The organism is Streptomyces hygroscopicus subsp. hygroscopicus, from assembly GCF_001553455.1.
GTDB classification, from domain to species: Bacteria; Actinomycetota; Actinomycetes; order Streptomycetales; family Streptomycetaceae; genus Streptomyces; species Streptomyces hygroscopicus.
This window is the reverse complement of the sequence record NZ_BBOX01000135.1, coordinates 1-14,215: the sequence shown is the minus strand read 5'-3', so window position 1 is coordinate 14,215 and position 14,215 is coordinate 1. Positions and strand designations below refer to the sequence as shown.

The 14,215-nt window shown below is 72.8% G+C and carries 14 protein-coding genes; 10 read left to right on the top strand and 4 right to left on the bottom strand.

The window, feature by feature from the left end:
• Positions 1 to 53: 53 nt before the first annotated feature.
• The gene (locus AXW62_RS15915) at positions 54 to 3,341 is read left to right on the top strand and encodes a tetratricopeptide repeat protein (RefSeq protein ID WP_060945132.1); all 3,288 of its coding nucleotides are present in this window, start codon (positions 54 to 56) and stop codon (positions 3,339 to 3,341) included.
• A gap of 507 nt (positions 3,342 to 3,848) precedes the next feature.
• Here the strand turns inward: AXW62_RS15915 and AXW62_RS15910 are convergent.
• Complete coding sequence (locus AXW62_RS15910) at positions 3,849 to 4,097, bottom strand: hypothetical protein (RefSeq protein WP_037644808.1); 249 nt, start codon at positions 4,095 to 4,097, stop codon at positions 3,849 to 3,851.
• A gap of 7 nt (positions 4,098 to 4,104) precedes the next feature.
• A complete protein-coding gene (gene mca, locus AXW62_RS15905; protein WP_030822281.1) occupies positions 4,105 to 4,977 on the bottom strand; it encodes a mycothiol conjugate amidase Mca in 873 nt (290 codons plus the stop codon).
• 97 nt (positions 4,978 to 5,074) lie between these two features.
• Between mca and AXW62_RS15900 the strand changes: the two genes are divergently transcribed.
• Entirely contained in the window at positions 5,075 to 5,479 is a 405-nt protein-coding gene (locus AXW62_RS15900; protein WP_030822279.1) for a DUF4307 domain-containing protein, read from the top strand.
• Between the two features lie 188 nt (positions 5,480 to 5,667).
• The gene (gene greA / locus AXW62_RS15895; protein WP_030822277.1) at positions 5,668 to 6,165 is read left to right on the top strand and encodes a transcription elongation factor GreA; all 498 of its coding nucleotides are present in this window, start codon (positions 5,668 to 5,670) and stop codon (positions 6,163 to 6,165) included.
• Positions 6,166 to 6,383: 218 nt separating this feature from the next.
• On the opposite strand, the gene ilvA is transcribed toward greA, so the two are convergent.
• A complete protein-coding gene (gene ilvA / locus AXW62_RS15890; protein WP_244502771.1) occupies positions 6,384 to 7,724 on the bottom strand; it encodes a threonine ammonia-lyase in 1,341 nt (446 codons plus the stop codon).
• 789 nt (positions 7,725 to 8,513) lie between these two features.
• Between ilvA and AXW62_RS15885 the strand changes: the two genes are divergently transcribed.
• The 3 genes from AXW62_RS15885 (at position 8,514) to AXW62_RS44845 (ending at position 10,051) form a co-directional block, all read left to right on the top strand.
• Positions 8,514 to 9,014 carry a MarR family winged helix-turn-helix transcriptional regulator gene (locus AXW62_RS15885; protein WP_030822270.1) on the top strand — a complete coding sequence of 167 codons (501 nt, stop codon included), beginning with the start codon at positions 8,514 to 8,516 and terminating at the stop codon, positions 9,012 to 9,014.
• Between the two features lie 267 nt (positions 9,015 to 9,281).
• Entirely contained in the window at positions 9,282 to 9,794 is a 513-nt protein-coding gene (locus AXW62_RS15880; protein ID WP_060945140.1) for a sigma factor-like helix-turn-helix DNA-binding protein, read from the top strand.
• Positions 9,791 to 10,051: a hypothetical protein gene (locus AXW62_RS44845; RefSeq protein ID WP_060945131.1), complete on the top strand. Its 261-nt coding sequence runs from the start codon at positions 9,791 to 9,793 to the stop codon at positions 10,049 to 10,051. The genes AXW62_RS15880 and AXW62_RS44845 overlap by 4 nt, the downstream gene beginning before the upstream one ends.
• A 58-nt stretch (positions 10,052 to 10,109) precedes the next feature.
• Here the strand turns inward: AXW62_RS44845 and AXW62_RS15870 are convergent, their stop codons facing one another.
• Positions 10,110 to 11,273, bottom strand: coding sequence for a cystathionine gamma-synthase (locus tag AXW62_RS15870; protein ID WP_060945130.1), 1,164 nt, complete (start codon positions 11,271 to 11,273; stop codon positions 10,110 to 10,112).
• Between the two features lie 103 nt (positions 11,274 to 11,376).
• Between AXW62_RS15870 and AXW62_RS15865 the strand changes: the two genes are divergently transcribed.
• The 4 genes from AXW62_RS15865 (at position 11,377) to AXW62_RS15850 (ending at position 14,212) form a co-directional block, all read left to right on the top strand.
• Positions 11,377 to 12,474 (top strand): hypothetical protein, encoded by a 1,098-nt coding sequence (locus tag AXW62_RS15865; RefSeq protein ID WP_060945139.1) that lies wholly within the window; start codon positions 11,377 to 11,379, stop codon positions 12,472 to 12,474.
• Positions 12,475 to 12,812: 338 nt separating this feature from the next.
• Positions 12,813 to 13,499 carry a peptide-methionine (S)-S-oxide reductase MsrA gene (msrA, locus tag AXW62_RS15860; RefSeq protein WP_060945129.1) on the top strand — a complete coding sequence of 229 codons (687 nt, stop codon included), beginning with the start codon at positions 12,813 to 12,815 and terminating at the stop codon, positions 13,497 to 13,499.
• A gap of 90 nt (positions 13,500 to 13,589) precedes the next feature.
• On the top strand, positions 13,590 to 13,943 hold the full coding sequence (locus AXW62_RS15855; protein ID WP_060945128.1) for a DUF6247 family protein: 354 nt from the start codon (positions 13,590 to 13,592) through the stop codon (positions 13,941 to 13,943).
• A complete protein-coding gene (locus AXW62_RS15850) occupies positions 13,940 to 14,212 on the top strand; it encodes a hypothetical protein (protein WP_060945127.1) in 273 nt (90 codons plus the stop codon). Before AXW62_RS15855 ends, AXW62_RS15850 begins: the two co-directional genes overlap by 4 nt.
• The last annotated feature ends 3 nt before the right edge of the window (positions 14,213 to 14,215 follow it).

Sequence of the window (14,215 nt, the reverse complement as noted above, 5' to 3'; positions counted from 1 at the left end):
GGAAAAGAGCCGGAAACGGAAGACTGAGGGCACTGCTGCGGGAGGGGGATCACATGCCGGGATCACTGGCGGTGCTGCGGGACGGTCATCGGGCTGAGGTCGAGCGGCTGCTGTCGCGCGCCGTCGAGGAGGAGGTGCGCCGCTCCGGCGGGCGCACCGACGGCGGGGTGCTGCTCAGCCGGGCGCGGAGCGCGCTGGACGAGATGGCCGCGCCCGCCGCGGAGGAGTACGGGGCGTATGTCCGCGCCCTGGACGAATCCGATGCGGGCAGCAGACCGCTCTCCGCCCGGCTGTCGCGCGAGCTGCTCGGTACCCCGGCGCTGGCCGCCACGGTCGCCGCGGTCGCTGCCTTCGGCGCGGATCTCACCTATGGCACTTCGGCCGGCACGGCGCTGGGCGCGGGGCTGACGGCCGCCGTGGCCGGATCGGCCGCCGCCGTGATCAAGCTCACCGCGAGCCACTGGCCCGCCGCCCACCGCCGGGCCGCGCTGCGCAACCAGCCCGGCGGGGCCGAGCAGCTGCGGCTGCAGTGGCTCACGGCGGTCGAGGTGCGAGGCATCCGGCCGTTCATCGACCAGCACCGGATGACCATGGCCGCCACCCGCCAGGGCGGCGGCCAGGCCAAGCGCTCCGCCTCCTCCACCGGGCAGGTGCCCAGGCTGCGCGGCGCGGACCGCAGCCAGGCGGCCCGCAGACGCACCGTGCTGGAGCAGTCGTTCGCCCATCTCCCCGAGGCGGACGGACCCTTCGCGGGCCGCCGTGCGCAGCTCACCCAGATCGCGCAGTGGGTGCGGCAGGGCCGCGCGGCCACCGAGACCAGGCCCACGGTCGTGCTGCTGGAGGGCCCGCCGGGCTCGGGCCGGACCATGCTCGCGGTGCGGGCGGCCCACCATCTGCGCGACCAGTTCCGCGGCGCCTGTCTGGTGGATCTGCGCGGCGACAGCCCCGAGCAGGCCCCGCTGCCCACCCGGGACGCGCTGCTGCATCTGCTGAACCGGCTCGGCGCACCCCGCGACCAGCTGCTCTTCCGGGAGCGGTCCTCGCAGGACCAGCACATCAGACGGCTCACCGAGCTGTACCAGCAGTATCTGACCGGGCTGCCGGTCACCATCGTGCTCGACGACGCCCGCGACGCCGAGCAGGTGCGCACCCTGATCCCCGAGCGGTCCGACAGCCTGGTCCTGATCACCTCGCGCGCTCCGCTGCGCCTTCCGGACGACCTCGCCGCCCGGGTGCACCGGATGGAGGTGGGTCCGCTGGACGAGCCGGGCGCCGAGGAGCTGCTGCGGGCCTCCGCCGAGGAGCCCTCCGGGGCGGGCCCGTACGACGGGCAGTCCGTGGAGCGGATCGCCGAGCTGTGCGGGCGGCTCCCGCTGGCGCTGCGGATCGCGGGCTCCTCGCTCGGTGCCCGCACCCCCGCCGCCCTGGTCACCGAGCTGGAGGCGTACGGCCCGGTGGGCGCGGTCGAGCGCGCCCTGTGGCTGCGGTACACCGACCAGCAGGACGGCGCCCGTAAGCTGCTGCGCCGGCTGGCGCTGGCCGGGCGGTCCAGCCTGGGCGGCGCGGCGGCCGCCGCGCTGCTGGGCGCCGACGAGCAGGAGGCCGCCCGCCATCTGGAGGCGCTCGGCCGGGCCGGGCTGATCCAGCATGTGCGGGGCGGCCGCTACCGCCTCCACGACGTGGTGCGCTCCTTCGCCCATGCCCGGCTGCTCGACGAGGAGCAGCCGGAGGAGCGCACCGCCGCGCAGGAGCGGCTGATCCGCAGCTACGCCGAGCTCGCGGACTCGGTGATCCGGCTGGTCGACGGCAAGACCTCCACCCGAGCCGACATCTTCGGCAAGGGCCCGGCCGGCGGCCATGGCTTCAGCTCGCTGGACGCGGCGCTGCGCTGGCTGGACGACGAATCGAGCTTCATCACCGCGGCGCTGCGCCATGCGGAGGGCGTGGACCAGTCCGCGGTGCTGCATCTGCTGGGCGCCCTGTGCGACTACTGCCTGCTGCGCGGCGATCTCTACCGGCTGGGCGAGATCAGCGAGCTCACCCAGGCGGTCGACCAGGGGCTGCTGATGCGGTCCGTGCAGTGGCGCACCGGTATCGCGGCCCGCCAGCTCGGCGAGCTGGACCAGGCGCGCACCACGCTGTCCTCGGTGGTGGACCTGTATTTCGAGGCGCAGCACCAGGCGGGCGCGGCCCGTGCCCTGTGCAGTCTCGGCATCACCCTCCACCACCAGGGCAATCTGGTGGAGGCCGCGGCCAAGCTGCGCGAGGCGCTGGAGCTGCAGCAGACCGAGGAGCTGCGCGGCGACCGGGCCTGGACGATGCACGCCCTGGCGGCGGTGGAGCGCGACCGCGGCGGGCTGGCCGAGGCGCTGGAGCTGCTGAGCGGCGCCCTGGAGCTGCACCGGGAGAGCGAGAGCCTGCACGGCCAGGCGTGGGCACACTTCCAGCTCGGCCAGGCATGTCTGCGGATGGGCGACGTGCCGCGCGCCGAGAGCGAGCTGCGGGAGGCGCTGGACGCCTACAGCCGCACCCATGACCAGCGCGGTGAGGCCTGGGCGCTCACCCAGCTCGCCCGTGCCCGGCTGGTGGCCGGGGAGGCGTCGGCCGCCGTCGACCAGCTGCGCCAGGCCCTCTCCCGCCACCGGGACAACGAGGACGCTCGCGGCGACGCCTGGACGCTGTACTACCTGGGCCAGGCGCTGGAGGAGCGCGGCGACCACGACTCGGCGGTGCGCGAGCTGGAGCGGGCCCGCACGATGTTCAGCCGGATGCGGGACGTGTACGGGCTGGCGTGTGCCCGTCATCACTCGGCGCGGGTCACCCGCGATCTGCGGGCGGCGCAGACGGGCTCGCTGCGCAACAGCGGCTTCGCCCGGCAGCTGCTCCAGGACGCGCGGCAGGACTTCCGCCGGGTGGGCGTGGCCCATGGCGAGGCATGGTCCTGTCTCGAGCTGGCGGTGATCGACGCGGGAAACGGCAGGGCGGCGCAGGCGCTGGAGCTGGTGGACGAGGCGGCCGAACTGTTCGCGGGGTACGGGGACCGGCGCGGCCGCTCATGGGCCCGGTTCCTGCGCTGCACCCTGCTGCCGTTCGCCTCCGCGGGCGGGTCGGTCATCGGCACGGCGGTGGCGCAGGAGGAGCTGGCGGAGCTGGTGCGGGAGATGCGTGAGGAGGGCACGGCGGGCGATTCCCGGCTGGAGGGGTGCGCGGAGGCGTTCGCCCTGGTGCTGGAGCGCGGGGTCGAGCCGGAGACGGGGTGGCAGGCATGGCAGCTCGGCATGGTGCCGAGCCGCCACTCGCGCGAGATCATGGCCGTCCTGCCGGACCGCCCTCGCGCCTAGGCCCTGCCTGACATATCCCGTCCCGCCCAGCCCACGGCACGGTCGGGCCAGCCCACGGCGAGATCGCTGCCTGAGCCGAGCCGGGCAACGGATTCCGGCCGGGCCCAACGTCCGGCCGGGTCCCGGTCAGGGTGGACCGCGGTCGGGGTGGACCGTGGTCGGGCCAGTCCCCCGGTCGGGCCGGACCCGTGGTCAGGCCCGGCCCCTGCCCGGCCATGCCCACGATCAAGCGGACCCGCGGTCAGGCGCGGCCCATGCCCCGCCGGGCCCCCGATCGGGCAGGACTCACGGTCACGCCCGGCCCACGTCCGGCCATGCCCACGATCAAGCGGACCCGCGGTCAGGCGCGGCCCATGCCCCGCCGGGCCCCCGGTCGGGCGGGACCCGCGGTCAAGCCCGGCCCAGCCACGCCGGGCGCCTGGTCAGGCCGGATCCACGGTCAGGCGCGGCCCATGCCCCGCCGGGCCCCCGGTCGGGCGGGACCCGCGGTCAGGCCGAGGCTGGCGGTCAGGCGGTGCGTTCCTCGCCCTTGGGGCGTTCCGCGGAGGCCGCGGCCGGAGCCTTGCCGGGCTCCGGGGCCTCCTCGAAGTCCACCCGCTTCATGTGCTTGTTCATGGACTTCATCAGCAGCCACACCGCCGCGCCGATCACGGCGAAGACGATGAAACCGAGGACGCCCGGGGTCACCTTGTTCTTGTCCAGCTCGTCGGCGAGCGTGACGAGATGCGTCATGGCGAGGGTGCTGGTGGCGCTCATCATGAGCTCAATTGTTGCGGATGCCCGCGAAGAGGTCGTTCTCGGGGAGGGAGGTGTCCACGAGCGACTTGGCGAGCTCGTACTCCTCGGTGGGCCAGACCTCCTTCTGGATGTCCATGGGCACCCGGAACCAGCCGCCGTCGGGGTCGATCTGCGTACGGTGCGCGATCAGCGCCTTGTCGCGGATCTCGAAGAAGTCGGAGCAGGGCACGTAGGTGGTCAGGGTGCGCTCGGGCCGCCCGGAGTCCTTCCAGCGCTCCAGCCACTCCCCGTACGGCGAGTCCAGACCGCGGGCCAGCAGCGCCTCGTGCAGCGCGACGGTGCGCGCCCGGTTGAAGCCCTGGTTGTAGTAGAGCTTCAGCGGCTGCCAGGGCTCCCCCGCCTCCGGGTACTTCTCCGGGTCACCGGCCGCCTCGAAGGCCACCATCGTGATCTTGTGGGTCATGATGTGGTCGGGGTGCGGGTAGCCGCCGTTCTCGTCATAGGTGGTGATCACCTGCGGCTTGAACGAGCGGATCAGCCGCACCAGCGGTTCCGCAGCCGCCTCCACGTCCTGCAGTGCGAAGCAGCCCTCGGGCAGCGGGGGCAGCGGATCGCCCTCGGGCAGTCCGGAGTCCACGAAGCCCAGCCACTCCTGCTGGACACCGAGGATCTCGCGCGCCTCGTCCATCTCCTTGGCGCGGACCTCGTGGATGTTCTCCTCGATGTAGGGATCCCCCTGGAGCTTGGGGTTGAGGATGGAGCCGCGCTCTCCGCCTGTGCAGGTGGCGACCAGCACGTCCACCCCCTCCGAGACGTACTTGGCCATGGTGGCCGCGCCCTTGCTCGACTCGTCATCGGGGTGTGCGTGCACGGCCATCAAACGCAGCTGCTCAGTCAAGTTCGATCCTCAGTGATTCGTCGCGGAAGACGGCTTCTATAGTGACCTAAACCGGGGACGAATAATTCCGATCTCTCCCCCAGCAGGAGGAACGCCCATGGCCGCGGTGCGCGAAGCTCTGCCCGAGGGGCGCTACGGCCGCTCCGCGGACGCGCGTGCCGACCGCACGCTGAAGATCGTCGGCGCGATCCTCGGCGCCGGGCTGCTCGCCCTGATCGCCTGGTTCGGGTACGACTACATCGCCGGTCAGGACGTCAGCGGCCGGATGACCGGGTTCAAGGTGGTCGCCGACAACGCCGTAGAGGTCCGGCTGGAAGTCACCAAGGACAAGGGCACCACGGGTGTCTGCACCGTGCGTACGCTGGACGAGTACCACGGCGAGGTGGGCCGGAAGGACTTCACGTTCGGTGAGCGTCAGGGCGACACGGTCGAGGTGGTGACCGTACGGACCACGGCCCGTGCGACCAGCGCCGAGTTGATCGGCTGCGAACCCGTCCGATAACCGAACTGGACGTGTCGGTCGGCTGACCCGATCCGACCAGCGCTGACGGGCTTCCTACGCATCCCGCCCAGTTCCCTCCTCCCCGTTTCTTGCCGGAATTGTTAGGCTCGTGGTTTCGCCCGGCTTTGAAGGCGCACCCTTCTGAGTAGGGCGTTCATTTGTATTCCCAGCACCGACGAGGAGCACCTGTGACCCAGACCAGCGAGAACGTCACCTGGCTGACCCAGGAGGCGTACGACCAGCTCAAGGCCGAGCTGGAGTACCTGTCGGGTCCCGCACGTGTCGAGATCGCGAAGAAGATCGAGGCTGCCCGGGAGGAGGGTGACCTCCGGGAGAACGGGGGTTACCACGCCGCCAAAGAGGAGCAGGGCAAGCAGGAGCTCCGGGTGCGTCAGCTGACGCAGCTCCTGGAGCACGCGAAGGTCGGCGAGGCGCCCGCGGACACCGGCGTGGTCGCCCCCGGCATGGTGGTCACGATCGCGTTCGACGGCGACCCTGACGACACTCTGACCTTCCTGCTCGCCTCTCGCGAGTACGCGAGCTCGGACATCGAGACCTACTCGCCGCAGTCCCCGCTGGGCTCGGGTGTGAACGGCAAGAAGGTCGGCCAGGACGCGGAGTACGAGCTGCCCAACGGCCGCACCGCCTCGGTGCGGATCCTGGAGGCCAAGCCGTACCAGGGCTGAGCGCCCCGGTGTGGAGCCCCGGCCGGACGGCCGGGGCTCCTTCGCGATCCACGCGGGATCTCGCGGCTCTTCCTGCGGCTCCTCCTGCGACTCCTCCTGCGGCTCTTTCTGCGACTCCTCCTGCGCTGTCTGCGTCTCTTTCCGCGCTGAAGGGGTTCCGGTCCGCGATGTCGCCCAGCAGCGGGCATCTTGCCGGACGGCACGAAGGCGTTGGGACGTCAGGCCATGACGGTGTACCCGGCCCCGCGCAGCGCCTCCCGGACCTCCGCGCAGTGGTCCGGCCCCTTCGTCTCCAGATGCAGCTCCACCTCGGCTTCGCTCAGCCCGAGCCGCGGATTGGTGCGCACATGGCTGACGTCCAGCACGTTGGCGTCCAGCGTCGACAGCACCGCCAGCAGCGTGGCCAGCGCCCCCGGCCGGTCGGTGAGCCTCAGCCGCAGCGACAGATAGCGCCCCGCCGCGGCCATGCCGTGCCGCAGGATGCGCTGCATCAGCAACGGATCGACATTGCCGCCCGAGAGCACCGCGACCACCGGGCCCTCGAAGGACTCCGGCGCCGACAGCAGCGCCGCCACCGGACTCGCGCCCGCCGGCTCCACCACCAGCTTCGCCCGCTCCAGACAGAGCAGCAGCGCACTGGACAGCTCGTCCTCGGTGACCGTGCGGACCTCGTCGACGAGCTTCTCGATGATCTGGAACGGGACATCGCCCGGCCGCCCCACCTTGATGCCGTCCGCCATGGTCACGGGAGCGTCGATCGTGACCGGCCGCCCGGCCGCCAGCGACGGCGGATACGCCGCGGCGCCCTCCGCCTGTACCCCCACCACCCGCACGTCCGGCCGCAGCGCCTTCACCGCCACCGCCACCCCGGCGGCCAGCCCGCCGCCGCCGATGCCCACCACCACGGTCCGCACCTCGGGGCACTGCTCAAGGATCTCCAGCCCCACCGTGCCCTGCCCCGCGATGATGTCCGGGTGATCGAAGGGGTGGATGAAGACCGCGCCCGTGCGCTCGGCGTACTCCTGTGCCGCACGCATCGTCTCGTCCACGATCTGACCGCGCAGCCGGACCTCGGCGCCGTACTCCCGGGTGGCCGCGATCTTCGGCAGCGGTGCGCCCTCGGGCATGAAGACGGTCGAACGCACCCCCAGCAGCGAGGCCGCCAGCGCGACCCCCTGCGCATGGTTCCCGGCGCTGGCCGCGACCACCCCGGCCGCCCGCTCGGCGGGGCTGAGCCCCGCGATCCGCACATAGCCGCCGCGCAGCTTGAACGACCCGGTGCGCTGAAGGTTCTCGCATTTGAAGTGGACCGGCGAGCCGACCAGACCGGACAGATAGCGGCTGCCCTCCAGCGCGGTGAGCCGGGAGACCCCCGACAGCGTCTTCTGCGCGCCGCGGACGTCGTCGAGGGTGATCGTCGCTGATCCCTCGGCGGCGGCGGAGGCGGAAGCGGAAGCGGGCGCGGAAGCGGGGCCGGGGGCGTGGGTGTGGGAGGTGGGGTGCGAGGCCGGGCCGGACCCGGAGCCGGTCCCGTCCTCATCGCCGAGTCGTGCAGCCATGGTCCCCAGTCTGGCAGCTCGCCCCCGGCAGACCGCCGCGGGCCGGGGCGGGCCTGGGCGGGGCCGGGTGGGCCGTGGACGAGCCGGGGCGGGGGCACGGGGACAAGTACCGAGCCAGAGCCGGGAAACGGGTGCCGGGCGGGCCGGGCCAGAGGCTTCGGCGAGATCGGCCCGGCCGGGCCCGCCCCAGTGCCGCAGCATCTCGCGCAGCTCCGCGCGGGGAACGGTGCCGGGCAAGGCCGTGGCGGGGACAGATACCGAGCCAGAGCCGGGAAACGGGTGCCGGGCGGGCCAGGGCAGAGACGGGTACAGAGCCAGAGCCGGGAAACGGTGCCGGGCGGGCCGGGCAGGGACAAGTACCAGGCCAGGGCCGGGAGACGGTGCCGGGGCAGTGCTGGGCCGAGGGATCCCGGCAACCGGGCAGTGCCGGAGCGCTGGGCCGACACCGGATCCCGCAACCAGGCAGCGCCGGACCGCCGGGCCCACACCGGATCCCGCAACCAGGCAGCGCCGGACCGCCGGGCCCACACCGGATCCCGACAACCGGGCAGCGCCGGACCGCCGGGCCCACACCGGATCCGGACACCGGCGGTGCCGGACTGCCCCGGCCCGTGCCGGACCCGTTCCGGCGAGGGCCCGTCGACCGGCGCACGGCGCCGGGGAACGACTCACGACGGCAGGTTGTGGCTCGGGTACCGTCAGGTTTCTGCAGCTCCCGTACGGGCGGGGCCCGGGCCGCGTACGCTGTGCCACATCCCACAGACCACCGCATGAAGTGAGCCCTAGGCCATGCCCACCCAATCGGACATGACGACTCAACTCGACACCGGCGTACTGGACACGCTCCAGCATCAGGTCGCCGTCTTCGCCCGCCGTGCGGAACAGACCAGGCTCGGCGGCGTCGGCCAAGCCCGCAACTCCATGGACCGAGCCGCGTACCTGCTGCTCAACCGGCTCGACCAGGAAGGCCCGATGGGGGTCAAGGCGCTCGCGGGGAGCATGGGCATCGACTCGTCCACCGTGACCCGCCAGGTCGCCCCGCTGGTCGACTCCGGCATGGTCAAGCGCACCTCGCACCCCGAGGACGGCCGTGCGGTCGTGCTTCAACTCTCCCCGCGCGGCAAGGCACGCCTGGAGGAAGTGCGCTCCTCCCGGCGCGATCTGATGGCCCGGGTGACCGGGGACTGGACGGCAGAGGAGCGCGATATCTTCTGCGATCTGCTGACCCGGTTCAACATCGCCCTCTCCGCCGCGCACTCCACGGTGCCCCAGGCGGCGCCCGCGACCTGAGCGGGGACGGCCCGCCGTCGCGCAAGGCGGCCGCCGCCGTACGCCGTGCGGGCCACGACCGCACGGAACCGGCACCGCACGGAACCGGCACCGCATGGAACCGCCACCGCGCGGAACCGGCACCGCACGGAACCGGCACCGCACGGGCCACGACCGAACGGACCCGCCGGCCCGGGGCAGCGCGCCCTGCTTGAGGACCGCTGCCGGACCTCTTGACCGGGCGCCTGTGCCTGCCGTGTCCTAAAGGAACGGGAGGCGGAGGGCGTGGTGCGAGAGCGGCGGGCAGCACGGGAGAGCCGCCGGGCCCGGGAGTTCGAGGCATTCGTCGCGGGCGCGGGTGGCCGGTTGCTGCATGCGGCCACGCTGCTCACGGGGGAACCGAGGGGAGACACCGCAGCCGCGGAACGCCTGCTGACCACCGCGCTCGCCCGCACCTACGCGCGCTGGGACCGGCTGCGCGGCGAGGATCCGTATGACCACACCCGCCGCGCGCTGGCCGCCCTCTTCGCCCACCGGAGCCACCGCTACCGCCGCCCGCGCGGCGGCCTGCTGGCCCGGCTCACCCCGCAGGAGCGGCTGGTGCTGGTGCTGCGGCTGTACGAGGGGATCGCGGAGGAACAGACGGCGGCGGCTCTCGGCCTCCCGGTCGAGCGGGTCCGGGCGGTCTGCACCCGCGCGGTCACCGCGATGCGCAGCGCGGCGCGCCGGCGCGATGCGACCGGAACGTCCCCGTCCACCGGCCGCCGGGCGACCACCGGCACGGCCAAGGTCGCGCCATGAGCTTCCCGGACCGCAAGGAGACCGAGGTCCGCCGGATGATGGAGCTGGAGGGCCCGCATCCGGCACTGCCGCCGGATCTGGCGGGCCGGGCGGCCGAGCGGGGACACCGGATCCTGCTCCGCCACCGGGCGCTGCGCACCATCGGCTGGCTGCTGCTGCTCGCCGCGGTCGTCGCCTTCGCCGTCTGGGCGGCGATCGTCGAACCGTGGACCGCGCCGCCGCCCACCGACACCACCCCTCCCCTGGAGGGGTGGTGAACGCGGTAGGAGATCCCGGGACCGGCGTTCCCCGGGGCAGGGGCCGGACGGGGGTGCCTCAGCCCAGCGCCTGACTCAGATCCGTCAGCAGATCGTCGACCGCCTCGATGCCGACCGACAGCCGTACGAGATCGGCCGGCACCTCGAGGGCCGAGCCCGCCGCCGAGGCGTGCGTCATCCGCCCCGGGTGCTCGATCAGCGACTCGACACCGCCGAGGGACTCCCCGAGCGTGAACAGCCGCGCCCGGTCGCACACCTCGACCGCCGCCTGCTCGCCGCCCGCGACCCGGAACGACACCATGCCGCCGAAGGCCCGCATCTGCTTGGCCGCGGTCTCGTGCCCCGCGTGCTCGGGCAGCCCCGGGTAGTAGACCTGGGTCACCTTGGGGTGCGCGGCGAGCATCTCCGCGATCCGCGTGGCGTTCGCGCTGTGCCGGTCCATGCGGACCGCGAGGGTCTTGATGCCGCGCATCACCAGCCAGGCGTCGAAGGGGCCGGCGACGGCGCCCATCGCGTTCTGGTGGAAGGCCAGTTCGTCCCCGAGGCCGCTGTCGGAGACGACCAGCGCACCGCCGACGACGTCCGAGTGCCCGCCCATGTACTTGGTGGTGGAGTGCACCACGACGTCCGCGCCGAGCGCGAGCGGCTGCTGAAGGTAGGGGCTGGCGAAGGTGTTGTCCACCACCAGCCGGGCCCCCGCGGTGCGGGCGACGTCGGCGACGGCGGCGATGTCCGTGATGCCGAGCAGCGGATTGCTCGGGGTCTCGACCCAGATCACCTTCGTACGGGGGCGGAGCGCGGCCCGTACCGCCGCCGGGTCGGAGCTGTCGGCGACCGACCACTCCACCCCCCAGCGCTCCACGACCTTGGCGAACAGGCGGAACGTACCGCCGTAGGCGTCGTTCGGGATGACGACGTGGTCGCCGGGCGACAGCAGCGTGCGCAGCAGGCAGTCCTCGGCGGCCAGGCCGGAGGCGAAGGCGAGGCCGCGGCGGCCACCCTCCAGCGCCGCCAGGTTCTCCTCGAGCGCGGTGCGGGTGGGGTTGGCGGAACGGCTGTACTCGTAGCCGCCCCGCAGGCCCCCCACTCCGTCCTGCTTGTAGGTGGAGACCTGGTAGATCGGAGGGACGACGGCGCCGGTGCGCGGGTCCGCCTCCTGACCCGCGTGGATGGCGAGCGTCTCGAAACTCTGCGGATGCCCCTGGGGGTGCTGGTGGCTCATGGGGCCGAGCGTAACGCCCGCCGCGCCTGTGCTGGATTCAATGACCGCCGGGGCGCATAGGCTGGACCACAAGCCGTCACGGGACTTCACACGGGGACACCTCATGGAGCTTCTGATCTTCCTCATCGCCATCGTCATGATCGGCGGGCTGATCGTCGTGCCGGCCGTACGGCGGCTGCGCGGCGGCCGGGACGCCACGCAGGGCGCGGTGCGCGCCTCGGACCCGCAGGAGTACGGCTTCGTACCGCGCGAGCGGCTGGACGTACGGCTGCCCGGCCCGGACCGCCAGCTGATCGACACGCTGGAGGAGGTCCAGGCCCGGCAGGACTGGCAGCCGGCCGCCCGCCTGCTCGCGCTCACCGAGGCGTCCTCGGAACTGCGCTGGCAGCGGGTGCAGACCCTGGCCGGGGCGGCGGCCTTCGAACTCGCCCAGGCCCCCGGCCAGGGCGGGATGTGGCTGCGCACCTGGCGGGCGGCGGCGCCCGAGGATCCGGGCGCGGCGGCGGTGCACGCGGAGTTCCTGGTCCGCCAGGCGCTGCTCGACCCGTCCTCGCAGGACTTCCGGATGATCCTGGAGGAGGCCCGGGACGTCTGCCACGAGGCCGCCCGGCTGGCCCCGGACGACCCGGTGCCGTACATCATCGAGCTCGGCGTCGCCCGCGGTCTGGCGTACCGGCAGGCCGACTTCGAGGAGCTGTGGTCCAAGGTCACCAAGCGCGCCCCGCACCACATGGGCGCCCACCTGGCCGCCCTCCACTACTGGTGCGAGAAGTGGCACGGCTCCCAGGACCGCGCCGACACCTTCACCCACGCCGCCGCCGCGTCGGCCCCGGAGAAGAGCCTCCTCCCCGCCCTTCCGCTCTTCGGCGTCTTCGAGCACCTGCCGGAGGCCAACCTGGTGCGCACCCTGTACCGGAGCGAGGTGATCACGAAGGCGATCGAGGGCGCGCTCTACGCCGTCCGCCAGGCCCCGGCCGACCACCCGGTCCTGCCGCACGTCCGCCATCTGCTGGTCTTCTTCCTGGTCCGGGCGGAGCGGTACGCGGAGGCGCTGGAGCAGTTGCGCCATGTGGACGGCCATGTGGGCGCGGTCCCCTGGTCGTACGGGGCGGACCCGGCGGCCGAGTACACGGCGTACCGGGCGCTCGCGGTGGCGGGCTGGGAGGGCGGAGGCGGCACCCCGGCGACGCTGCCGCACTGAGGGAGTGGCGGGACCCGAGGCACCCGGCCCCGAGGCGGCCGGCCCCGAGGCCGCCGGACGTGACGCCCCGGACCCGAGACGCGCCCGGACCCGGACGACCGGACCGGAGGCCGCCGGACGGAGACGACCAGCCCCAACGTAAGACGCCGAATCCGAAGCAGGGCCGGACGCGAGACCACCGAGCCCGAGGCGCCCGAACCCGAAGCGGGGCCGGACCCGAGGCCGCCGGGCGCCTCGGAATTCCGGGCCCCCGAAGCCCGTTACAAGGAACGCACCCGCGCAGGGAACGACCCGCGTAGGGAACGACCCGCCCGCCGGATCCGCATGGGAGCCCCGTGATGTTGTTCAGCCGCCACAAGAACCACCTCCCCACCCCCGAGGAGGCGCTGAAAGGTCGCCCCGAACCGGGCTTCCCCGTCCCCGACCGCCACACGGTCCTGGGCAACCCGCTGACCGGCCCGTACCCGGAGGGCCTGGTCGTCGCGGACTTCGGGCTGGGCTGCTTCTGGGGCGCGGAGCGGAAGTTCTGGCAGGCCCCGGGCGTGTGGACGACGCTCGTCGGCTACCAGGGCGGCCACACCGAGAACCCCACCTACGAGGAGGTGTGCAGCGGCCTCACCGCCCACACCGAGGCCGTCCGCGTCGTCTTCGACCCGAGCGTCACCTCGTACTCCGCCCTCCTGAAGCTCTTCTGGGAGTCGCATGACCCCACCCAGGGCTTCCGCCAGGGCAACGACGTCGGCACCCAGTACCGCTCGGCGATCTACACCCACTCCCCCGAGCAGCAGTCCGAGGCCGAGGCCTCCCGCGCCGCCTACCAGTCCGTCCTCACCGGCTCCGGCTACGGCCAGATCACCACCGAAATCCTCCCGGCGGGCCCCTTCTACGCCGCCGAGGCATATCACCAGCAGTACTTGGACAAGAACCCGGCGGGCTACTGCGGCATCGGCGGCACGGGCGTCAAGCTGAGTGACCCGTCCGACGGCGGCTCCTGCCCTACGGGCATCGCCCCCGCTGGAAGCTGAGGCCTCCGCCTCACTCATTCGGGCGATGTGATCGAGCTTGGACTCGATACGCTGCTCCCAGGGATCAGAATCACGCCCATGGGAGCAGCAATGACCACCTCCAGCGCCGGGCAGCCACTCATCCCTCAGCCGCCTGCCACCGTCACGGCCCTCCGCCAGGCCGTCGCGCAGATCGTGCCCGCCGCCCTGCCCGCCTTCACACGGGAGCTGGATCAGGCCGCCGATCAGTCCCGCCAGGCTTCCGATCTCGCCCCCCTCCAGCGGTTCATCGCCCAGTGGGCCGTCTATATCCACATCCAGCGGCAGCCGAATATCGCGAAGGAGTTCCGTCACTGGGAGGACGCTGCCGAGACAGGCGACGCGACGCAGGCCCGACGTGCCGCGTCCGCAATCGGCAAGATCCTGGACGACGCACATGCCGCGCTCGGACTCCCATCTCGATGAGCGTTGGCTGGCGCTGGGAGTACGACCCCGATCACGCTCACGTGGCAGGCGGCATCCCCGCTCACGTGGTGACCGAAGTGGAGCGTCTCGCCGGACAACTGGTCGACCTGGCCGCCATGGGCGTCGATGTCAGCGACTACGGCAACGGCCCGCGGGCCGGGGGGATACGCCGCATGGACGCGGCAGGCGGCTATTTCTTCTTCCTGGTGGCACCACGAGACCAACTGATCGTGATCGTCCGCATCATGCCACCGTTCCAAGACCTCTAGACG